The following is a 20,455-nucleotide window of genomic DNA, read 5'->3' on the forward strand; positions in this document are numbered from 1 at the left end:
CTCAGCCCCCGATCGCGCTCATCGAACGCTCCGGCTGCACGTAGCCGGGCGAGCCCAGCCCGGGCCGGTCCATCCCGTGGGCGGCCGGCTTGGCCCACATCGCCGCCCGCCACCGATCGGCCACCTCCGCCTCGCTCGCCCCGGCCCGCAGCGGCCCCAGCAGGTCGACCTCCTCGTGGGAGAACAGGCAGGAGCGCACCCGCCCCTCGGCGGTGATCCGGGTCCGGGTGCACTGGTCGCAGAAGGGCTCGGTCACCGAGGCGATGATCCCCACCGTGCCCAGCGCGGCGTCCCCCCGGCCTCACCGGTGGCGGTGGGCAGGGGGTGGACCTCCCACAGCTGGGCCGGGGCCCCGGCCCGCGGGCCCGGGTGGGCCACCAGCCGGAACCGCTGCCCCAGCCGGTGGCGGATCTCGGCGGCGGTGACCAGGTGCTCGCGGGTCCAGCCGTGGTCGGCGTCCAGGGGCATCTGCTCGATGAACCGCAGCGCGAACCCGCGCCCCAGCGCCCAGCCCAGCAGCTCGGGGGCCTCGTGGTCGTTGACCCCGCGCATGAGCACCGCGTTGATCTTCACCGGGACCAGCCCGGCCGCCGCCGCGGCCTCCGCCCCCGCCAGGACCTCGGCGAGCCGGTCCCGGCGGGCCAGGGCGGCGAAGGTGTCCGCGTCCAGGCTGTCGAGGGAGATGTTGATCCGCCCCAGCCCCGCCGCCGCCAGGCCCGCGGCCCGGGTGGTGAGCCCGATCCCGTTGGTGGTCAGCGAGATCGGCAGCCCCGGATGGGCGGTGGCCACCGCCGCGACGATCTCCTCCAGGTCCGGGCGCACCAGCGGCTCGCCCCCGGTCAGGCGCAGCTCGGTGACCCCCAGCAGGTCCACGGCGATGCCCACGATCCGGGTGATCTCCGCCGGGGACATCGCTGGGCCGCCGGCAGCCAGGGCAGCCCGGCGGCGGGCATGCAGTAGGTGCAGCGCAGATTGCACTTGTCGATCACCGACAGCCGCAGGTCCGTGGCCCGGCGCCCATGCCGGTCCACCAGTCCCGCCGCGCGCCCAGCACCACTGGGCACCAGCTCGGCACCACGGACCTGCGGAATGCCCAGGGAAACGCTCATCTCACCACATCCTTCCTGCAGCAGTGCACGGTCATACCAGAACCCGGCCTCGCTCCGGCCCGCACATCGCGATCCGTCACTCAGTCGCTCCCGGGCCCGGTGCAGTACGAACACGTACTTCCTGTCACGGCAGAAATGGCACACTCCTCGTCGTCGAACCATGTCACGGGGGACGGAGCGGGAGAGCTTCCGTCCGCAGAACTTTCCCGGGACGCCCGAGCCGCCGAGAACAAGCCGGTGGTCACCGAGGGTCCTCCTTCTGCAGAAGGACGGGTTCACGGATGCTCATGGCCGACCGATCGGCTGCTGTTGTGCGCTGCGGGAGGCCTCCGCGAATCCGGGGCGCTCAGCGTTCGAGCTCGCCGCGGATGAAGGCCTCGAGGTTCGCCCGGGCGAGGTCGTCGGGCTGCTGGATGTGCGGGGACTTCATGAAGTACGCCGAGGCCGACGTCAGGGGGCCGCCGATGCCGCGGTCCAGGCCGATCTTCGCCGCCCGGATCGCGTCGATGATCACCCCGGCGGAGTTCGGGGAGTCCCAGACCTCCAGCTTGTACTCCAGGGAGATCGGGGCGTTGCCGAAGCCGTGGCCCTCCAGGCGCACGTAGGCGAACTTGCGGTCCTCCAGCCACGGCACGTGGTCCGAGGGGCCGATGTGCACGTCCTTGGTCCCGAACTCCTTGACCACGTTGGAGGTCACCGCCTGGGTCTTGGAGATCTTCTTGGACTCCAACCGGGTGCGTTCGAGCATGTTCATGAAGTCCATGTTCCCGCCCACGTTGAGCTGGTAGGTGCGGTCCAGGACGTAGCCGCGGTCCTCGAAGAGCTTCGCCAGCACCCGGTGGGTGATGGTGGCCCCGATCTGGGACTTGATGTCGTCGCCCACGATCGGCACCCCGGCGTGCGTGAACTTGCCCGCCCACTCCTGGGTGGAGGCGATGAACACCGGCAGGGCGTTGACGAAGGCCACCCCGGCGTCGATCGCGGCCTGGGCGTAGAAGCGGTCGGCCTCCTCCGAGCCCACCGGCAGGTAGGACACCAGCACGTCCACCTGCGCCGCCCGCAGCGCGGCGGCCACGTCCACCGGTTCCTGCTCCGACTCCTGGATCGCCTCGCGGTAGTAGGCACCGAGCCCGTCGAGGGTGGGCCCGCGCTGCACGGTCACCCCGGTGTGCGGAACGGGTGCGAAGAGCAGAGTGTTGTTCTGGCCGGCGGTGATCGCCTCGCACAGATCGGCCCCGACCTTCGCGGCGTCGACGTCGAAGGCGGCCACGACCTGCACGTCGGAGACGTGGTAGTCGCCGAACACCACGTGCATCAGCCCGGGCACGGTGGTGGTGGGGTCGGCGTCGGCGTAGAAGTGCACGCCCTGGATCAGGGACGACGCACAGTTGCCCACGCCGGCAATGGCCACGCGGATGGGGTTCTCGGTCACGGTTTTCCTTCGTCGTACGGTCGGCGGCATCTACCATGCGCCTGCGGGGGCAGCCTCAAAGGGTGAGGGGCGTATGAGAGCTTGATGGTCCCTGCAGGGCCTTCGACCGAGGTCGAAGGCCCTGCAGGGAAGCGGTCCGTCAGTGGCCGCGGTGGATCCATTCCTGCAGGTGGGGTGCCTCGGCGCCGATGGTGGTGGGCTCCCCGTGGCCGGTGAGCACCTCCGTTGTCCCGGGCAGGGTCAGCAGCCGGTCGCGGATGGAGGCGATGATCGTGTCGAAGTCGGAGTAGGACCGCCCCGTCGCCCCGGGCCCGCCGGCGAAGAGGGTGTCCCCGGAGAACACCACCCCGTGGGCTCCCAGGCCCGGGGCGGTGAAGCACACCGAGCCCGGGGAGTGCCCCGGGGTGTGCACCGCGGTCAGGGTCAGCCCGCCGAGCTCGAACGTGTCCCCGTCGGCGATCTCGGCGTCGAAGGCGGTGGCCGGGTAGACCTGCTCCCACAGCATCGTGTCGGCCGGGTGCAGATGGATCGGCGCGCCCACCTGGCCGGCGACCTCCTTGACGGCGCGGATGTGGTCGTCGTGGCCGTGGGTGAGCAGGATCGCGGCCACCTCCCGCCCGCCGACGGCCTCCACCACCTTGGCCGGGTCGTGGGCGGGGTCGATGACCAGGCACGCCTGGTCGTCGCCGACGATCCACACGTTGTTCTCCACCTCCCAGGTCCCCCCGTCCAGGGAGAACGTCCCGGAGGTCACCAGGTGCTCCAGGCGCACCCGCCCGGCCGCGTCCGTGCGCAGGGCCGCAGCACCGTGGTCCGCCCGGTGCTCACGCTGCCCGTCCGGGGCGGGGTCGTGGGCGGGGACCGGGTCCACCCCGGTGACGTCGCCGCCGCTCATCGGGTCGCCTCCACCGGCTCGGTCCGCCCCGACACGGCCGTGGCCGTGGAACCGGGGGCGGGGGTGAGCTCCACGACGGAGCGCAGCACCTTCCCGGCCTTCATCTTCTCGAACGCCGCCTCGACCCCGTCGATGGTGATCCGCTCCGACACGAAGCCGTCCAGATCCAGCCGGCCCAGCCGGTACTGGTCCACCAGCATCGGGAAGTCCCGCGACGGGAGGGTGTCGCCGTACCAGGCGGACTTGATCGCCCCGCCCCTCCCGAAGACCTCGTCCAGCGGGATCTCCCAGCTGGTGCCCGGGGCCGGGACCCCCACCAGCACCAACCGCCCGGCCAGATCCCGGGCCTCGAAGCCCTGCCGGAAGGTCGCGGCGATCCCGACGGCGTCGATCACCACATCGGCGCCGAACCCGCCCGTGAGCTCCCGGATCGCGGCCACCGGGTCGGTGGTGCGGGAGTTCACCGTGTGGGTGGCCCCGAACGCCCGCGCGGTGGCCAGCTTCTCCTCGTCGAGGTCCACCGCGATGATCGTCGTCGCCCCGGCCAGCACCGCCCCGGCCACCGCGGCCGTACCGACCCCGCCGCAGCCGATCACCGCCACCGACTCCCCGCGGACCACGGCCGCGGTGTTGAGCACCGCCCCGATCCCGGCCATCACCCCGCACCCCAGCAGCCCCACGGCCGCGTACTGCTCCGGGGCCAGCTCACCGTCGATCTTGGTGCACTGCCCGGCGTGCACCAGGGTCTTCTCGGCGAAGGCACCGATGCCCAGCGCCGGGGTCAGCTCCGTGCCGTCCTCCAAGGTCATCTTGGTGGTGGCGTTGTGGGTGTTGAAGCAGTACCACGGGGTGCCCTTCTTGCACGCCCGGCACGCCCCGCACACCGCCCGCCAGTTGAGGATCACCGCATCCCCCACGGCGAGGTCGCTCACGCCCTCGCCCACGGCCGCGACGATCCCGGAGGCCTCGTGACCGAGCAGGAACGGGAAGTCGTCCCCCACCCCGCCCTCCACGTAGTGGTGATCGGTCTGGCACACCCCGCAGGTGAGCACCTCCACCAACGCCTCCCCCGGCCCCGGATCAGGCACCAGAATCGTCTCCACGCTCACCGGCTGGTTCTTGCCCCTGGACACCACACCCTGAACCTTGTGCATCACAGGCTCCTCCCGGTCGACTCGGATCTCATGCTGTCGCCAACAGATATATCACTTATATTCTTGCGGGGCCAGAGGTCGGGACCGTTCGCGCACCCTCGAGGCGCGATGTGACCGTCGATGGCCTGCCAGCCGTGCCCCCACCGACCGTCCTGCGCTGTCGGCGCAGTTCCCCGGGCAAGCTCCACGGCTCCCGAGCGGGCCTCCGCCCGCTCCGGACCCGTTGCGGCATCGAGCCGGGCGCCCACGGCTTTCGGCAGGGGCGCGGCCTTGACCGAGGTCTCCTCCGAGGCCCTGCCGCACCCGGGAGCCTGGGAGCTCGAAGGTGCGGATCGCGGCATCGGGCGCCGTCCCGGCCACCGGGCTGATGCAGCCCGTGGCCCGGGTGCACACGTCTCGTGCTGGTGGTTGGAGGCAATGGATGATCTCCGTCGCGCGGATCCCGGGCGCTGCGGTGCAGGCGCCCGGTGGGAAGGTCGCCCGCATCGGACCGCCGTCGTCCAGGCCGCGTCGCAAGGGGCCGTGGACGTCGGCCACCCGGTGCCGGACTCCAGTGCGGGGCTCCGCCCGTGGGACGGGTGGGCGACCACGGATTGCGGCACGCCGGCGCGGGGAGGTGGTTCCGGAGGAGATCCACGATCATGTGGTCCACGGCCCTGGTCTCGGCCGGCGAGTACAGGGCGGCGGGATCGGAACCCGTCGGTGCGGCGCCCTGGGCGGGACAGGTGAGCACCTCGTCGCCCACGCGGCGCAGGAACGGCTCCGGGGAGAACTGCCTGCCGCCCTTCCCGGGCGCGTCGGCGGAGGAGGGCGCGCACCGACGAGGTCGAGCGGCCGGGACCCTCCGCAGCGCACCGGCCGCGGTGGTTGCAGCCTCACGGAGCCGGATCGGGTCGGTCCGGGGCAGAGCGGTCGTCGCAGATCACCGGTCCTGACCCCTGGGAACTGGAGCGGCCGGTCGGGAGGTGGCGTGGCAGCGGATGCCCCGGAAGGGGCACGCGGTGGAGGACCACGACGGGGCGGGCGCCCCGAGGAGCTCGGGGAGTCCTCGGGGCGCCCGGAACGGGATGAGGTGGGACCGCGCTCTCAGCGCAGGACGACGGTCTTGTTCCCGTGGAGGACGACCCGTCCCTCGCAGTGCCACTTCACGGCGTTGGACAGCGCCTTGCACTCGGTGTCCCGGCCGGCGGCGACGAGCTCCTCCGGTCCGTAGGTGTGGTCGACCTGCACCACCTGCTGAGCGATGATGGGCCCTTCGTCGAGTTCGGCGTTGACGTAGTGGGCGGTGGCGCCCACGGTCTTCACACCGCGGTCGTAGGCCTGGTGGTAGGGCTTGGCGCCCTTGAAGCTGGGCAGGAACGAGTGGTGGATGTTGATCACCCGCCCCTCCATGCGGGTCGCCAGGGAGTCACTGAGCACCTGCATGTACCGGGCCAGGACCACGAGGTCCACCTCCAGGCGATCCACCAGCTCCAGCAGCCGGGCTTCCGCCTCCGGCTTGGTCTCCGGGGTGACGGGCAGGTGGTAGAACGGGATGCCGTGCCACTCCACCAGTCGCTGGTGGTCGCGGTGGTTGGAGACCACCGCCACGATCTCCACGGGCAGCTCGCCCGTCCGGGCGCGGAAGAGCAGGTCGTTGAGGCAGTGGCCGAACTTGGACACCATCACCAGCACACGCCGCTTGGCTCCGTGCTCGTTGAGCTCCCATCGCATCCCGAACCGTTCCGCCACCGGAGCCAGGTCCGCCAGCAGAGCCTCCCGGTCCAGCGCCTCCCCCGTGGCCGAGGCCACGTGGACGCGCATGAAGAAGTGGCCGAGCCGGCGGTCGTCGAACTGGGTGAGCTCGACGATGTTGCACCCGTGGTCGACGAGCACTCCGCTCACCGCGTGGACGATGCCCAGGGTCTCGGGGCAGTCCAGGGTCAGCACGAGTTCGTTCGCCGCCCCGGGGGCGGTCTTCTGATCGACCTGCGGACGCTGCTGTTCAGCACTCAATGACGTTGACGGCCAAGCCACCACGGGAGGTCTCCTTGTATTTGATCTTCATGTCGTTGCCGGTCTCGCGCATGGTCTTGATGACCTGGTCCAGCGAGACCTTGTGCTCGCCGTCCCCGTGCATGGCCAGGCGGGCGGCGTTGACCGCCTTGGTGGCCCCGATGGCGTTGCGCTCGATGCAGGGGATCTGCACCAGCCCGCCCACGGGGTCGCAGGTCAGGCCGAGGTTGTGCTCCATGCCGACCTCCGCGGCGTTCTCCACCTGCTCCGGGGTCCCGCCGAGCACCGCGCACAGGCCGGCGGCGGCCATGGAGCAGGCCGAGCCGACCTCGCCCTGGCACCCCATCTCCGCCCCGGAGATGGAGGCGTTCTCCTTGATGAGGATGCCGATGGCGGCCGCCGTCAGCAGGAAGGTCACCACCCCGTCCTCGCCGGCGCCGGGGACGAAGCGGGCGTAGTAGTGCAGCACGGCCGGGATGATGCCGGCGGCCCCGTTGGTCGGAGCGGTGACGATCCGGCCGCCGGAGGCGTTCTCCTCGTTGACGGCCAGGGCGTAGAGGTTGATCCACTCCATGGCCTGCAGCGGGTCCGCGACCGGGCTCCCCGTGGCGGCCGCGACCTCCTCGCTCGCCCGCAGCCGCGCCCGCAGGGCCGGGGCCCGGCGTCTGACCTTCAGGCCCCCGGGCAGCGTGGCCTCGGTGCGGGTGCACCCGTTCTCCACGCACTGCTGCATCACCGCCCAGATGCCCAGCAGCGCCGCCCGGGTGTCCGCATCGGAGCGCCAGGAGCGTTCGTTGGCGGCCATCACCTCGGCAATGCTCATCCCTTCGCGGCGGCAGATCTCCAGCAGCTGAGCGCCGGTGGTGAAGGAGTGCGCCACCTCGGTGGTGTCGGCCACGACCCGGTCCGCACCGCTTGCGTCCCCGTCGACGACGAAGCCGCCGCCCACGGAGTAGTACGTGCGTTCGCGCACCAGGCCGCCGTCGGCCGCGTAGGCGAAGAAGGTCATGCCGTTGGGATGGGCGGGCAGGGACTTGCGCCGGTGCAGCACCACGTCCCCGGAGCGGTCGAAGGCGATCGGGTGGGTCCCGGCCAGGCACAGCTGCCCGCGGTCCGTGCTCGCCTGCACCTGGTCGTCGGCGGTGTCGGTGTCCACGGTCTCCGGGTCCTGGCCCTGCAGGCCCAGGATGACCGCCTTGTCGGAGCCGTGGCCCCACCCGGTCGCCCCGAGCGAGCCGTAGAGCTCGGAACGGACCCTGACCACGCAGTCCAGCAGTGCGTCCGCGCGCAGCCCCTCGGCGAACAGACGGGCTGCGCGCATCGGTCCCACGGTGTGGGAGGAGGAGGGCCCGATCCCCACGGAGAACAGGTCCAGGGCGGACAGGGCCATCAGGGCACCTCGGGGGACGCGAACTCGGTCATGGCGTCCAGCAGCCACCGGGCGACGTACTCGGCGAAGGAGGGCCGCGGCATGATGCGCCAGGTCTGCTCCGCGGTGCGCCACAGCACCACCTGGACCGGGCCGAGGGTGGTGGCCACGGCGGTGCCCACGGCGAAGACCCGGGGGTGCAGGTCCATCGGGCAGCCCTTCTCCAGCACGGCCCGGGCGGAGGGCCCGGACAGCTCCAGCGTGGTGCGGTTCGCGGAGAGGTCGACGACCTGGCCGGGCTCCTGGCCCAGGGCGCGGACCAGCTCCTGGGCACGCGGATCGCCCGGGAGACCGGAGTGCCCGGCCGCCGCACCCGCCGGCTCCTCGGGGCCCACGAGCAGGAACTCGTCGGGTCCTTGCCAGAGGACGGCGGTGCCGCCCGGGGTGCCGGTGACGGCCCCGTGGCCTGCGGGCAGGGGAACCCCGGCCTTGGCGGCCAGCGCGCCGGCGGCGGCCGTGGCGGGGTCGACGCGGATCCCGACCATGGTCAGGAAGGGGATCTCGCGCAGGGACACGCCCCGCTCCCCCGCGACGGCCGCGTCCGCCAGCTGCTGGTGGAGGTGGCTCAGGGGGCTGCGGCGCAGGGTGGTGATGTCGGTGAGGAGCTGCTCAGCCATCTCGGCGGTTCCCTTCGGGGTCGTAGAGCACGGGTTCGGCGATGACGACGTCGACCAGGGTCCCGTCGAGGGGCGCCTGGAGGGTCTCGCCGATGCGAGCACGCCCGCCCTTGACCAGGGCCAGGGCGAAGGTGCGGCCCAGGGCCGCGCTGCGGTAGCTGGAGGTCACGTATCCCTCCATGGGCACCGGGGCGGCCTGCGGGGTGATGGGCGTGCCGGCCTTGACCAGTTGCGCGCCCTCGGGCAGGCGGAAGGCGGGGTCGGTGGGCAGCACGGCCACCAGCTGCTTGCGGTCGTCGCTGGTGGCGGAGGGACGGGCGTAGGAGCGGTTGCCGATGAAGTCCTTGGTCTTGGACACCACCCAGTCCATGCCCAGGTCGTGCGGGGTGACGGTGCCGTCGGTGTCCTGGCCCACGATGGGGAAGGCCTTCTCGGCACGGAGCACGTGCATGGTCTCGGTCCCGTACGGGGTGATCCCGAACTTCGCGCCCGCCGCCGCCACGTCCTCCCACACGGTGAGCCCGTACCAGGAGGCCACGTTGATCTCGAAGGCCAGCTCCCCGGAGAAGGAGATCCGGGCGATCCGGGCAGGGATCCCGGAGGCCAGGGTCGTCTCGCGGAAGGCCATGAAGGGGAAGGCCTCGTTGGACACGTCCAGCTCCGGGGCCAGCTCGGCGATCACGGCGCGGGACTTCGGTCCGACCACCGCGACGGTGGACCACTGCTCGGTGACCGAGGTGCAGACCACGTCGAGCTCCGGCCACTCGGTCTGGGACCACTCCTCCAGCCACTCCAGCACCTTCGCTGCGCCGCCGGTGGTGGTGGTCATGAGGTAGCGGTCCTCGTCCAGGCGCAGGGTCACGCCGTCGTCGAAGACCATCCCGTCGGGGGTGCACATCACCCCGTAGCGGCCCATGCCCGGCTTGAGCTTCTTGAAGGCGTTGGTGTAGATCCTGTTGAGGAACTCCCCGGCGTCCTTCCCCCGGATCTCGATCTTGCCCAGGGTGGTGGCGTCCATGAACCCCACGCCCGTGCGCACGGCGGCGCACTCGCGCAGCACGGCGGCGTCCATGTCCTCGCCCTCCTGCGGGTAGTACCAGGGGCGCTTCCACTGCCCCACGTCCTCGAACAGCGCCCCGTGGCTCAGGTGCCAGGGGTGGATGGACGTCAGGCGCGCGGGGTCGAACAGGTCCCCGCGCCGGCGTCCGGCCAGGGCGGCGAAGGCCACCGGGGTGTACGGGGCCCGGTAGGTGGTGGTGCCGATCCCGCCCACGTCGGGGTCCTTCAGCGCGGCGGCGATGACGCCGATGGCGTTGACCCCGGAGGTCTTGCCCTGGTCGTTGGCCGTGGAGATCGAGGTGTAGCGCTTCACGTGCTCGACGCTGCGCATCCCGGCCCCGGTCGAGCGCAGCACGTCGGCCACGGTCTGGTCCCGCTGGAGGTCCACGAAGTGACGGGTCCAGTCGGAGGACCCACCGTCGGGACCGGGCACCAGCCACAGCGGCCGGGGCGCGGCGAACGTCTGCGGGGCGGCGCTCGGCTCCTGGGCCGAGGTGTCGAAGCCGGCACGGCAGGAGGCCTCGGCACCGGCCCGCGCCCCCTCGCCGAGGCAGCCCGCCAGGTCCAGGGTGCCGTTGAGCGCCCCGGCCGTCTGCTGGTCGCGCACCGGCAGGGCGGGCACGAACGCGGCGAGGGTCTCGTCCCAGCGCAGCCGGCCCTGCCGCTGGCTGTGCAGGTGGACCACGGGGGTCCACCCGCCGGAGACGGCGAGCAGGTCGGCGTCCACGGTCGTGGTGGGACCGGTCAGCTCCCCGGACTCGTCGAGGGCGCTGACGGTCACGGCGCTGAGCCGCCCGCCCTCCCCGTCCCCGGCGGTGTCGACCACGGCGCAGCCAGCGAGCACCCGCACCCCGGTGGTGCTGGCGGCGCGGGCGCTCTGCTCGGGACGGGAGTCGACCACGGCGGCCACCTCCACGCCGGCGGCGGCCAGGTCCTCCACCAGGGCGTAGGCGGAGTCGTTCGTGGTGGCCACCACCACCCGGCTGCCGGCGGCGACGGCGTAGCGGTTGAGGTAGGTGCGCACCGCGGAGGCGAGCATGATCCCGGGCCGGTCGTTGTTGGCGAACACGACGGGGCGCTCGTGGGCGCCGGTGGCGAGCACGACCTGACCCGCGCGCACGTGCCAGATCCGCTCCCGGGAGACCCCGGCTCCGACGGCCGCCCGCTGGTCGGGGCTGAGGTGGTCGGTGCGCCGCTGGACGGCGACGACGTAGTTGCTGTCGTAGCTGCCGAACGCCGTGGTGCGGTTCAGCACCGTCACCTCGGGCTCGGCGTCGAGGGCCGCGAGGGTCTCGCCCACCCACGCGAGGGCGGGCTGCCCGTCGATCTCCTCGGCGCGCCCGGACAGCAGCGACCCGCCGGCCTGGGGCTGCTCGTCCATGAGCAGGACCCGCGCGCCGGTCCGGGCCGCCTCGCGGGCGGCGGTCAGCCCCGCCGGGCCGGCCCCGACGACGAGGACGTCGGTGTGGACGTGCTTGTGGTCGTAGTAGGCCTCGTCCTTCCGGGGATCGAGCTGCCCCAGCCCGCGCAGGTACGTGGCGGACAGGCCGTCAGTGAGCTCCACCGTGGTGGCCGGCAGCATGGACTCGTCCACGTCCGCCGCAGAGCGGGCGGTGACCTTCACCAGCGCGTTGGGCTCCTCCACCCCGGCGGCCAGGATCCCGCGGGGGCGGTCGAGGTACATCGAGTTCCCGCAGCTGACGACCCCGTGGGCCAGCAGCGCCGAGGCCACGGTGTCCCCGGCGAATCCGGTGAGCTCCCTCCCGTCCAGGGTGAAGCGGACGAGGGCGTCGCGGTCGATGCTGTTGCCGTCGACGCGACCCGGGGAGAGGCGGTTGGGCTGGGCGGTCATCGGGCACCTCCGATCTGGGGCTGGGACTGGGGCTGACCGGTCTGCACGGCAGGCCGGGGCTCGCCGATGCGGTAGACGGCCTTGATCTCGTACGTGACGGTGTCGCGCACCACGTTGAACCAGCGCCGGCACCCGACGGAGTGCGCCCAGCGCTCCGCGAGCAGGCCCTTGGGGTTGTTGCGGTAGAAGAGGTACTCGGCCCACTCCTTGTCGGAGAGCTGGGACGGGTCCTCGGGGTAGGGCACGTGGGCCTCTCCGCCGTACTGGAACTCGGTCTCGTCGCGCGGCCCGCAGTTGGGGCACTCGATCAGCAGCATCGTGGGTCTCTCTCCTAGTGGGCCACGGCGGCGGCGCCGTGCTCGTCGATCAGGATCCCGGTCTCGAACCGCTCCAGGGAGAACGGCTCGTTGAGCGGGTGCGGCTCGTCGGTGGCGATGGTGTGGGCGAAGGTGTACCCGGCCCCCGGGGTGCCCTTGAAGCCGCCGGTGCCCCAGCCGCAGTTGACGTACATCTGGTCCACCGGGGTCTTGGACACGATGGGCGAGGCGTCCAGGGTGACGTCGACGATCCCGCCCCAGGTGCGCAGCACGTGGGCGCGGGCGAAGATCGGGAACAGCTCCACGGCCGCGGCCATCTGCTCCTCGATCACGTGGAAGGCCCCGCGCTGGCCGTAGCCGTTGTAGGCGTCCACCCCCGCCCCCATGACGAGCTCGCCCTTGTGGGCCTGGGAGACGTAGACGTGGACGTGGTTGGACATCACCACGGTGGGGTGCACCGGTTCGTGCAGCTCCGAGACCAGCGCCTGCAGGGGGTGCGACTGGATCGGCAGCCGGAACCCGGCCAGCTCCGCCAGCACCGAGGAGTGCCCGGCCCCGCACAGGCCCACCTTGCCGGCGTGGATGATCCCGCGGGACGTCTCCACGCCCACCACCCGGTCGCCGTCCTTGAGGAACCCGGTGACCTCGCAGTTCTGGATGATGTCCACGCCCAGCTCGTCGCACTTGCGCGCGAACGCCCACGCCACGTGGTCGTGCTTGGCGATCCCGGCCCGCGGCTGGTAGGTGGCGCCCATGACCGGGTAGCGCAGCCCGTCGTCGAGGTTGATGATCGGGCACAGCTCCTTGACCTGCTCCGGGGTGATCCACTCCGCGTCGATCCCGTTGAGCTTGTTCGCGTTGACCCGGCGCACCGACTCGCGCACGTCGCCCAGGGTGTGCGCGAGGTTCATCACCCCGCGCTGGGAGAAGAGGAAGTCGTAGTCGAGCTCCTCGGGCAGGACCTCCCACTGCTTGAGGGAGTGCTCGTAGATCGCGGCCGACTCGTCCCAGAGGTAGTTGGAGCGGATGATCGTGGTGTTGCGCGCCATGTTCCCGCCCGCCAGCCAGCCGCGCTCCAGCACCGCGATGTTCGTCATGCCGTGGCGGGAGGCCAGGTAGTAGGCGGTGGCCAGGCCGTGGCCCCCGCCGCCGACGATCACCGCGTCGTAGGAGGGCTTGGGGTCCGGGTTGTGCCAGAGGAAGTCGGGGTGCTCGGGGAGCAGATCAGCCATCAGGAGACTCCGTTCAGGACCGGGGCGGACAGGGTCGGGTAGAGCGGGAAGGCGCCGGCCAGGGCGGCGACCCGGTCCCGCAGGTCGCTCAGGTCCGCCCCGGGGGCGGCGATGAGGGCCTCGGCGATGATGTCGGCGACCTCGGTGAACTGCTCCGCCCCGAAGCCGCGGGTGGCCAGGGCCGGGGTCCCGATCCGCAGCCCGGAGGAGACCATGGGCGGACGGGGGTCGAAGGGGACCGCGTTGCGGTTGACCGTGATCCCGATGCTGTGCAGCCGGTCCTCGCCCTGCTGGCCGTCGAGCTCGCAGTGGCGCAGGTCCACCAGCACCAGGTGCACGTCCGTGCCCCCGCTGACGAGGCTGATCCCGGTGGCCATCACGTCCGGGGAGAGCAGCCGGGTGGCCAGGATCTTCGCGCCCTCCAGGGTCCGGGCCTGGCGGTCGGCGAACTCCTCGCCGGCCGCGTACTTGAAGGCCACCGCCTTCGCCGCGATCACGTGCTCCAGCGGGCCGCCCTGCTGGCCGGGGAACACCGCGGAGTTGATCTTCTTGGCGTACTCGGCCTTGCTGAGGATCACCCCGCCGCGCGGACCGCCCAGGGTCTTGTGGGTGGTGGAGGTGACCACGTCGGCGTAGGGCACCGGGTTGGGGTGCAGGCCCGCGGCGACCAGCCCGGCGAAGTGGGCCATGTCGACCATCAGGTAGGCCCCGACCTCGTCGGCGATGCGGCGGAACGCCGCGAAGTCCAGCTGCCTCGTGTAGGCCGACCAGCCGGCCACGATCAGCTTCGGGCGGTGCTCACGGGCCAGGCGCTCCACCTCGGCCATGTCGATCCGGTGGTCCTCCGCCGAGACACCGTAGGCGGCCACCCGGTAGAGCTTGCCCGAGAAGTTCAGCTTCATCCCGTGGGTCAGGTGCCCGCCGTGGGCCAGGTCCAGGCCCAGGATCGTGTCCCCGGGGTTCAGCAGCGCGGCCATGGCCGCGGCGTTGGCCTGGGCCCCGGAGTGCGGCTGGACGTTGGCGTGCTCGGCGCCGAACAGGGCCTTGAGCCGGTCGATCGCCAGCTGCTCCACCACGTCGACGTGCTCGCAGCCGCCGTAGTAGCGCCGGCCCGGGTAGCCCTCGGCGTACTTGTTGGTCAGCACCGAGCCCTGGGCCTCCATCACGGCGAGGGGGGCGAAGTTCTCCGAGGCGATCATCTCCAGCGTGGACTGCTGACGGTGCAGCTCGGCGTCGATGGCCGCCGCGATCTCGGCGTCGGCCGCGGCAAGGTGGGTGGTCAGGTCCGGCATCCCAGCGCTCCTAGGAGTAGTGGTGGATTTCTCATACGTAGTTGATATATCAGATGTGGTTCTACGGTATGCTAAGCCGGAAAGTGGTGTCAATGGGTCCCCGGAAGGCCCCAGGAACGAGGTGTGACGTCATGAGTGCGATCGCCGTCAGCGGCTATACCGGCACCGCGCCCGCCTCGCTGGCCGACCAGGCCTACAGCGAGCTGCGCGATCGCCTGACCATGCTCGAGATCCACCCCGGCGCCCCGCTCAACGACGTCCAGCTGGCCGCCGAGCTCGGGGTCGGCCGCACGCCCGTCCGGGAGGCGCTCAAGCGGCTGGAGACCGACCATCTCGTGGTGTCGTACCCTCGCCGCGGCACGTTCGCGACCAAGGTCGACATCACCGAGCTGTCCGACGTGTCCGAACTGCGGCGCCACCTCGAGCCGCTGGCGGCGCACAAGGCCGCGCTGGCAGCCCCTGTGGACGTCCGGCAACAACTGCGAGCGCTGGTCGACACCCTCGAGGGCCTGACGGAGGAGGCCCCGACGAAACAGGCCTTCCTGCGCACGGACCTCGCCGTCCACCGCCTGATCTACAAGGCCGCAGGCAATGCCCACCTGGAGGAGACGCTGGTGCGGCTGGACAATCTCGCCACCCGCATCTGGTGCCTGGTGCTGGACCGGGTGCCCCTGGCGCCCGGCCATGCGCACGAGCACGTGGAGCTGCTGGAGGCGATCATCGCCGGCCGGGGCGACCTGGCCGCCGAGCTGGCCCTCGAGCACGTCACCAGTTTCGAGCACACCATGCGCACCGCCCTGTGATCACCGGCGGGGCCCCGGACGGGGGTCTCCTCCGGGCTCCTCCCGGGAGGCCTCTCCCCTTCCAGCAGCGCGGCCCTTCCGATCCGCCCCGCAGCGGGTCCGCCATGCCTGCTCCGACGTGTTGGCCGGACTGCCCGAGGAACCCGGGAGATGCCCGCCGGGTGACGGCCGACCGGACTTCGGGGTGTCCGGCGCCCCGCTGTTCGGGAGTGCGGGGAGGTCGTCCTCCGAGGTCCCGGGGACCGGGACGACGCCCCACCGATCCGCACGGAGCACTGACCACCCGCGGTTTCATATACTGTGCCCGTATTAGTCCCCGAACTTTGGTATGGAGGAGGGCGGCACACGCGGAGCCTGCGTCCCGGGCCGTCCCGCCACTGCGCTTCCTCCGACGCGACCGGAAGGCGCGCAGTCCCGTCATGTCCCTCACGCCCACCGAAACCCCCGACCACCCCCTCTCCCTGGCCGAGCAGGCGTTCCTCCGGCTGCAGGACCGGCTGATCTTCCTCGACATCCCTCCGGGAGCGCCGCTCAACGAGGGGCGCCTCTCCCAGGAGCTCAACGTGGGACGGACGCCGCTGAGGGAGGCCATCAAGCGCCTGGAGTCCGAACACCTCGTGGTGACCTATCCGCGCCGCGGCACGTTCGCGACGACCGTGGACATCACGGCCCTGTCGGAGATCTCCCAGGTGCGCGAGGTCCTCGAACCCCTGGCGGCCCGCCTGGCGGCGGAACGCCGGGGCGGGGCGGCCCGGCCCCAGTTGGAGGAGCTCCGCGACGAGGTGCTGGCCCAGGGAACCGCGCAGCTGGGCGGGGATGAAGCCCTGCGCTGGGACATCGGCATCCACCGGGCCGTCTACGTGGGAGCCGGCAACTCCCACCTACGAGCCACCCTGGAGCGCTACAGCAACCTGGCCACACGCATCTGGTGCGTGGTCGCCGACCGGCTGCCCGCGCTCCAGGAGCACATCAGCGTCCACCACGCCCTGCTCACGGCCGTCCTGGAGGGCGACCCCGAGGAGGCCGGCACCATCATGTTCAACCATGTCCGGGACTTCGAGACCCACATCCGCCAGGTGCTGTGACTCAGCCTCCGCAGCGGGCGGCCGCGGCGGCCGGGGCCTCGCTCAGCTGCAGCGCTGCCTGCGTGGTGTGCAGCACGAGCAGGGCCGTGGTCACCGTGCCGACGCCGCCGGGAACCGGCGTGAGGGCGGAGGCGACGGCGGCCGTCGAGGTGGGCTCCACGTCCCCGACGAGCCGCCCGTCCTCGAGGACGTTGGTGCCGACGTCGACGACCACGGCTTCCGCACGCACCTGGTCGCCGGTGAGCAGATCGGGGCGGCCGACTGCGGCCACGACGACATCCGCCTCACGCGTGTACCGGTCCAGGGGCCGGGACCGGGAGTGGCAGACGGTGACCGTGGCGTCGCGCTGCAGCAGCAGCTGCAGGAGAGGCTTGCCGACGACCGCCGAGCGGCCCACCACGGTGACGTGCCGGCCCGCGACGGGCACGTCGTAGTGCTCCAGGATCTCCACGACCGCGCGGGCCGTGGCGGGGGCGAACGCGTCCTGGCCCACGGTCAGACGCCCCAGGCTCAGAGGATTGGCGCCGTCGATGTCCTTGCCCGCGTCGATGGCGCCGATCAGTTCGTCGGCGTCCACGCCCGGCGGCAGCGGGGTCTGCAGGATGACCCCGTGGGTGGCGTCGTCGGCGCTCAGGCGCGTGAGCTCGGAGGCGATCCGTTCTGCGCGCGCGTCGGCGCCGAGGTCGACGACCGCGCACTCCACGCCGGCCTTCTCGGCCGCCCGGGCGATGGACCGGACGTACCAGAGCGTGGCCTCGTTGTCCGTGGCCACCACGACGGCCAGCCGGGGGACCACACCGCTCCCGCGGAGCCTGCTGACGTTCTCGGCGGTCTCGGCCCGCAGCTTCTGCGCGACCGGAGCCCCGGCCAGGGGCAGCGCGCTCATGCGGCCACCTTCTCCCGCACGCGGTCGGACACTGCCTGCGCCAGGACGATGGCGTTGTCGGCCCGGCGCACCTCCTTCTTGAACTCGGCCTGCGTCCGCTCGTCCTTGATGGCGCCGATGTTCATGTCCAGGGTGATGAGGGCGGTGGCGATCGCGGCCCGGGCCGCTTCACAGGCAGCGGCGACGTCGCTGATCACCTGGGGGTTGCTGATCTCCGCCAGCTCCTGCCCCAGCTCGACGACCTCCTCCGCCAGCTCGATCAGCCGGCGGGGCGGAGCAGCGGCCATGACGGTGGCCTCCTGGATCGCCGCGGACCTCGCGGTGCGGTCGCCCGGGGAGACCCGGGGAAGGCCGTAGGCGGCGATCACCGCCGCGAAGGCCTTCTCGTCCTCGTCGGCCACCTGCATCGTAGCCGGGATGATCTCGTCGGCCCGGGCGGCGATCCTGCGGGACCGGTCCTCGTGCTCGGCGTACTTGGCGCCCGTGGTGTAGCGCGCGACCATGGCGATCAGGGCGGCGCCCTGGGCCGCGTGCAGCGCCCCCGCGGCCCCGCCTCCCGGCGTGGGCGCGCGGGACGCCAGGCGTGACAGATAGTCGTTGATGGTTTCCGAGCCGATCATGGTCTGATCCCTTCGTTGGACGGTGGTGGGCGGCGGCAGCCGTCGTGGACGGTCTCCGCGGCGGAGGTGGTCTGCGGCCCTGACCCCGGTGGCGAGGCAGGGCCAGGGCCGCAGGTCTGGGGAGATCGGCGTGGCGGCTCGGGTCAGCCGCGCAGGCGCTTCATCTCCGGGTCGTAGAGCGGGTCAGCGGTCACCGTGGCAGGGATGCGGGTGCCGAAGTACTCGATCTCCACCGTGTCGCCGATCCGGACCGAGGACGGCAGGTAGGTGTAGGCGATCGGCTTGCCCACCGTGTAGCCGTAGGCGGCGCTGGTGACGTAGCCGACGGGCTCGCCCTGGTGGAAGACGGGCTCCTTGCCCAGCACGACGGACTGGGTCCGGTCGATCGTCAGGCAGCGCAGCCGCCGGTCCACGGTGTCCTCGCTGAGGCCCTCCAGGGCGTCCTTGCCGACGAAGGACTCCTTGGCGGCGCTCACGGCGAAGGACAGCCCGGCCTCGTACGGGTTGTGCTCGGTGGTCATGTCCGCGCCCCAGGACCGGTAGCCCTTCTCCAGGCGCAGCGCGGAGAAGGCGGCCCGGCCCGCGGCGATGATCCCGTGGCGCTGTCCTGCCTCCCACAGCACGTCCCACAGACGCTGGCCGTTGTCGGCGCTGGTGTAGATCTCCCAGCCCAGCTCCCCCACGTAGGACAGGCGCATGGCGGTCACGGGCACCCCGCCGATGCGGGCCTTCTTGGCGCGGAAGTAGCGCAGGCCGTCATTGGAGAAGTCGTCGTCGCTGACGGCCGAGACGACCTCACGGGCCAGCGGACCCCACAGCCCGATGCAGCAGGTCCCACCGGTCGTGTCGCGCACCTGGACCCACCCCCCGGGCACCGTGCCCTCGGTCTGCGCGCGCGCTTCGCGGGTGAGGTAGGCCAGGTCGATGTTGCCGTTGGCCCCGACCTGGAACGTCCGGTCGTCCAGGCGGGCGACGGTGACGTCGCTGCGGATCCCGCCGGCCTCGTCCAGCAGCAGGGTGTAGGTCACCGCGCCGGGCTTCTTGTCCATGTTCCCGGTGCTGAGCCGCTGCAGCAGGGCCAGGGCGCCGGGGCCGGAGACCTCCAGGCGCTTGAGCGGCGTCATGTCGTACATGGCCACGGCCGTGCGCGTCTTCCACGCCTCGACAGCGGCGATGGGCGAGCTGAACATCTGCGACCAGGCGTCCCGGGCCGGCGGGCGCCACTCCGTCGGCAGCTCCTTCAGCAGCCGGGCGTTGGACTCGAACCAGTACGGCCGCTCCCAGCCGCCCGACTCCAGGAAGTAGCCCCCCAGCGCCTTGTGCCGTGCGTGGAAGGGGCTGACCCGCAGGTCACGCGGGGACAGGCGCGGCTGCAGCGGGTGGAGGACGTCGTAGATCTCCACGAAGTTCTGCTGGGAGGTCTCGCTGACGTAGGAGGGGCTGAGCTGCACCTCCTCGAAACGGTTCACGTCGCACTCCCCCAGATCGGTCTCCGAGCGCCCCGTGGTGATCAGCTCGGCCATCGCCCGGGCCACGCCCGAGGAGTGGGTCACCCACACCGCCTCGGCGACGTAGAAGCCCTCGACCTGGGAGGACTCGCCCATGAGCGGACCGCCGTCGGGGGTGAAGGAGAAGATGCCGTTGAACCCGTCCTCGATCTCGCTGGTGCGCAGGCCGGGCAGCAGCTGCTTGGAGGCCTCCCAGGCGGGCAGGAAGTCCTCGGTGGTGAACTCCAGCCGGGAGGGCATGTGGTGCTCGTCGATCTCCGTGGGGGCGAAGGCCCCCAGGTCGTCCAGGTCCACCGGCATCGGCCGGTGGGCGTAGGAGCCGATGCCGTAGCGCTCACCGTGCTCGCGGTAGTAGAGGTCCTGGTCCTGGAAGCGCAGGATCGGCAGGCCGGCACCGTTGGGCAGTTCGTTGCGGCCCTTGAGGTCCTCCACCGGGGTGGTCTTGACGTACTGGTGGGCCAGGGGCAGCAGCGGCACGTCCATCCCGACCATCTGCCCGATCCTGGGACCCCAGAAACCGGCACAGGAGACCACGATGTCGGCCGGGATGACCTCGTCGGCGGTGCGGACACCCGTGACGCGTCCGTTGGACTGCTCCACGTCCACGACCTCCGTGGAGCCGCAGTAGGTGACCCCGGCCTCGGTGGTCCGCTGGATCAGCAGCTGCACGGCGCGAGCCGCCAGGGCCAGGCCGTCGCTGGGCACGTGCAGGCCGCCGAGCAGCAGCTCCTCGTCGAGCAGCGGGTAGAGCGCCTTGCACTCCGCCGGGCTCAGCAGCCGCCCCTCCATCCCCCACGAGGCGACGTACCCGTGCTTGCGGTGCAGGTCGGCCCATCGCGTCTCGGTGGTCGCCACCTCCAGGCCGCCGACCTGGTTGAAGCAGCTCGTGCCGTCCAGCTGGAGGGACTTCAGCTTCTCGACGGTGTAGTTGGCGAACTTGGTCATGGTCCTGGACGGGTTCGTCTGGAAGACCAGCCCCGGTGCGTGGGACGTGGAACCACCGGGCATGTTCAGCGGGCCCTGGTCGAGCACGGTGATGTTGTTCCAGCCGCGGGCGACGAGCTCATCGGCCAGGTTGGTGCCGACGATCCCGGCGCCGATGATGACGATGCGCGGTGAACTGGACATGTGTTTCTCCTGAGATGGGTGCGATGAGGAAACTGTTGGTGT

General features: G+C 71.7%; 16 protein-coding genes and 1 pseudogene. 2 read left to right on the forward strand and 15 right to left on the reverse strand.

All coding sequences use genetic code 11. The features are described from left to right. Position 1: 1 nt before the first annotated feature. The 12 genes and pseudogenes from moaA to glyA all read right to left on the reverse strand — a co-directional run bounded on the left by moaA (position 2) and on the right by glyA (position 14,383). A pseudogene (moaA, locus tag ACYSMR_RS01105) lies at positions 2–1,109 on the reverse strand (GTP 3',8-cyclase MoaA). Between the two features lie 346 nt (positions 1,110–1,455). Continuing rightward, positions 1,456–2,541: an inositol-3-phosphate synthase gene (locus ACYSMR_RS01110; protein ID WP_461747120.1), complete on the reverse strand. Its 1,086-nt coding sequence runs from the start codon at positions 2,539–2,541 to the stop codon at positions 1,456–1,458. Between the two features lie 139 nt (positions 2,542–2,680). Next, positions 2,681–3,436, reverse strand: a complete 756-nt coding sequence (locus ACYSMR_RS01115; protein WP_461747121.1) for an MBL fold metallo-hydrolase — start codon at positions 3,434–3,436, stop codon at positions 2,681–2,683. After that, positions 3,433–4,590: an S-(hydroxymethyl)mycothiol dehydrogenase gene (locus ACYSMR_RS01120; RefSeq protein WP_251334289.1), complete on the reverse strand. Its 1,158-nt coding sequence runs from the start codon at positions 4,588–4,590 to the stop codon at positions 3,433–3,435. Before ACYSMR_RS01120 ends, ACYSMR_RS01115 begins: the two co-directional genes overlap by 4 nt. Positions 4,591–4,641: 51 nt before the next feature. Next, complete coding sequence (locus tag ACYSMR_RS01125; RefSeq protein WP_461748052.1) at positions 4,642–5,223, reverse strand: chorismate-binding protein; 582 nt, start codon at positions 5,221–5,223, stop codon at positions 4,642–4,644. Positions 5,224–5,676: 453 nt separating this feature from the next. Then, a complete protein-coding gene (gene purU, locus ACYSMR_RS01130) occupies positions 5,677–6,519 on the reverse strand; it encodes a formyltetrahydrofolate deformylase (RefSeq protein WP_251334301.1) in 843 nt (280 codons plus the stop codon). 55 nt (positions 6,520–6,574) lie between these two features. Continuing rightward, on the reverse strand, positions 6,575–7,975 hold the full coding sequence (locus ACYSMR_RS01135; protein ID WP_461747122.1) for an L-serine ammonia-lyase: 1,401 nt from the start codon (positions 7,973–7,975) through the stop codon (positions 6,575–6,577). Next, positions 7,975–8,631 (reverse strand): sarcosine oxidase subunit gamma, encoded by a 657-nt coding sequence (locus tag ACYSMR_RS01140; RefSeq protein WP_251334286.1) that lies wholly within the window; start codon positions 8,629–8,631, stop codon positions 7,975–7,977. Before ACYSMR_RS01140 ends, ACYSMR_RS01135 begins: the two co-directional genes overlap by 1 nt. Then, entirely contained in the window at positions 8,624–11,542 is a 2,919-nt protein-coding gene (locus ACYSMR_RS01145) for a sarcosine oxidase subunit alpha family protein (protein ID WP_461747123.1), read from the reverse strand. Before ACYSMR_RS01145 ends, ACYSMR_RS01140 begins: the two co-directional genes overlap by 8 nt. Then, positions 11,539–11,859 (reverse strand): sarcosine oxidase subunit delta, encoded by a 321-nt coding sequence (locus ACYSMR_RS01150; RefSeq protein WP_251334284.1) that lies wholly within the window; start codon positions 11,857–11,859, stop codon positions 11,539–11,541. Before ACYSMR_RS01150 ends, ACYSMR_RS01145 begins: the two co-directional genes overlap by 4 nt. A gap of 14 nt (positions 11,860–11,873) precedes the next feature. After that, complete coding sequence (locus ACYSMR_RS01155; RefSeq protein ID WP_251334283.1) at positions 11,874–13,091, reverse strand: sarcosine oxidase subunit beta family protein; 1,218 nt, start codon at positions 13,089–13,091, stop codon at positions 11,874–11,876. Next, entirely contained in the window at positions 13,091–14,383 is a 1,293-nt protein-coding gene (gene glyA, locus ACYSMR_RS01160) for a serine hydroxymethyltransferase (RefSeq protein ID WP_251334282.1), read from the reverse strand. Before glyA ends, ACYSMR_RS01155 begins: the two co-directional genes overlap by 1 nt. A 131-nt stretch (positions 14,384–14,514) precedes the next feature. On the opposite strand from glyA, the gene ACYSMR_RS01165 reads away from it, so the two are divergent. Together ACYSMR_RS01165 and ACYSMR_RS01170 are read left to right on the forward strand one after the other, a co-directional pair. Next, complete coding sequence (locus ACYSMR_RS01165) at positions 14,515–15,186, forward strand: GntR family transcriptional regulator (protein ID WP_251334281.1); 672 nt, start codon at positions 14,515–14,517, stop codon at positions 15,184–15,186. Between the two features lie 419 nt (positions 15,187–15,605). Then, entirely contained in the window at positions 15,606–16,271 is a 666-nt protein-coding gene (locus ACYSMR_RS01170) for a GntR family transcriptional regulator (RefSeq protein ID WP_251334280.1), read from the forward strand. 1 nt (position 16,272) lies between these two features. Here the strand turns inward: ACYSMR_RS01170 and ACYSMR_RS01175 are convergent, their stop codons facing one another. The 3 genes from ACYSMR_RS01175 to ACYSMR_RS01185 form a co-directional block, all read right to left on the reverse strand. Continuing rightward, on the reverse strand, positions 16,273–17,157 hold the full coding sequence (locus tag ACYSMR_RS01175) for a bifunctional 5,10-methylenetetrahydrofolate dehydrogenase/5,10-methenyltetrahydrofolate cyclohydrolase (RefSeq protein WP_461747124.1): 885 nt from the start codon (positions 17,155–17,157) through the stop codon (positions 16,273–16,275). Then, on the reverse strand, positions 17,154–17,777 hold the full coding sequence (locus ACYSMR_RS01180; protein ID WP_251334278.1) for a cyclodeaminase/cyclohydrolase family protein: 624 nt from the start codon (positions 17,775–17,777) through the stop codon (positions 17,154–17,156). The genes ACYSMR_RS01175 and ACYSMR_RS01180 overlap by 4 nt, the downstream gene beginning before the upstream one ends. A gap of 143 nt (positions 17,778–17,920) precedes the next feature. Further along, positions 17,921–20,413 (reverse strand): GcvT family protein, encoded by a 2,493-nt coding sequence (locus ACYSMR_RS01185; RefSeq protein WP_251334277.1) that lies wholly within the window; start codon positions 20,411–20,413, stop codon positions 17,921–17,923. Positions 20,414–20,455 lie beyond the last annotated feature (42 nt).

It is taken from the genome of Kocuria sp. U4B (assembly GCF_054875615.1).

Coding starts and splice junctions, on each gene's coding strand:
- ACYSMR_RS01115 (WP_461747121.1), bottom strand. CDS start 3,436: ATGAGCGGCGGCGACGTCACCGGGGTGGACCCGGTCCCCGCCCACGAC.
- ACYSMR_RS01120 (WP_251334289.1), bottom strand. CDS start 4,590: ATGCACAAGGTTCAGGGTGTGGTGTCCAGGGGCAAGAACCAGCCGGTG.
- ACYSMR_RS01135 (WP_461747122.1), bottom strand. CDS start 7,975: ATGGCCCTGTCCGCCCTGGACCTGTTCTCCGTGGGGATCGGGCCCTCC.
- ACYSMR_RS01140 (WP_251334286.1), bottom strand. CDS start 8,631: ATGGCTGAGCAGCTCCTCACCGACATCACCACCCTGCGCCGCAGCCCC.
- ACYSMR_RS01145 (WP_461747123.1), bottom strand. CDS start 11,542: ATGACCGCCCAGCCCAACCGCCTCTCCCCGGGTCGCGTCGACGGCAAC.
- ACYSMR_RS01150 (WP_251334284.1), bottom strand. CDS start 11,859: ATGCTGCTGATCGAGTGCCCCAACTGCGGGCCGCGCGACGAGACCGAG.
- ACYSMR_RS01155 (WP_251334283.1), bottom strand. CDS start 13,091: ATGGCTGATCTGCTCCCCGAGCACCCCGACTTCCTCTGGCACAACCCG.
- glyA (WP_251334282.1), bottom strand. CDS start 14,383: ATGCCGGACCTGACCACCCACCTTGCCGCGGCCGACGCCGAGATCGCG.
- ACYSMR_RS01165 (WP_251334281.1), top strand. CDS start 14,515: ATGAGTGCGATCGCCGTCAGCGGCTATACCGGCACCGCGCCCGCCTCG.
- ACYSMR_RS01170 (WP_251334280.1), top strand. CDS start 15,606: ATGTCCCTCACGCCCACCGAAACCCCCGACCACCCCCTCTCCCTGGCC.
- ACYSMR_RS01175 (WP_461747124.1), bottom strand. CDS start 17,157: ATGAGCGCGCTGCCCCTGGCCGGGGCTCCGGTCGCGCAGAAGCTGCGG.
- ACYSMR_RS01180 (WP_251334278.1), bottom strand. CDS start 17,777: ATGATCGGCTCGGAAACCATCAACGACTATCTGTCACGCCTGGCGTCC.
- ACYSMR_RS01185 (WP_251334277.1), bottom strand. CDS start 20,413: ATGTCCAGTTCACCGCGCATCGTCATCATCGGCGCCGGGATCGTCGGC.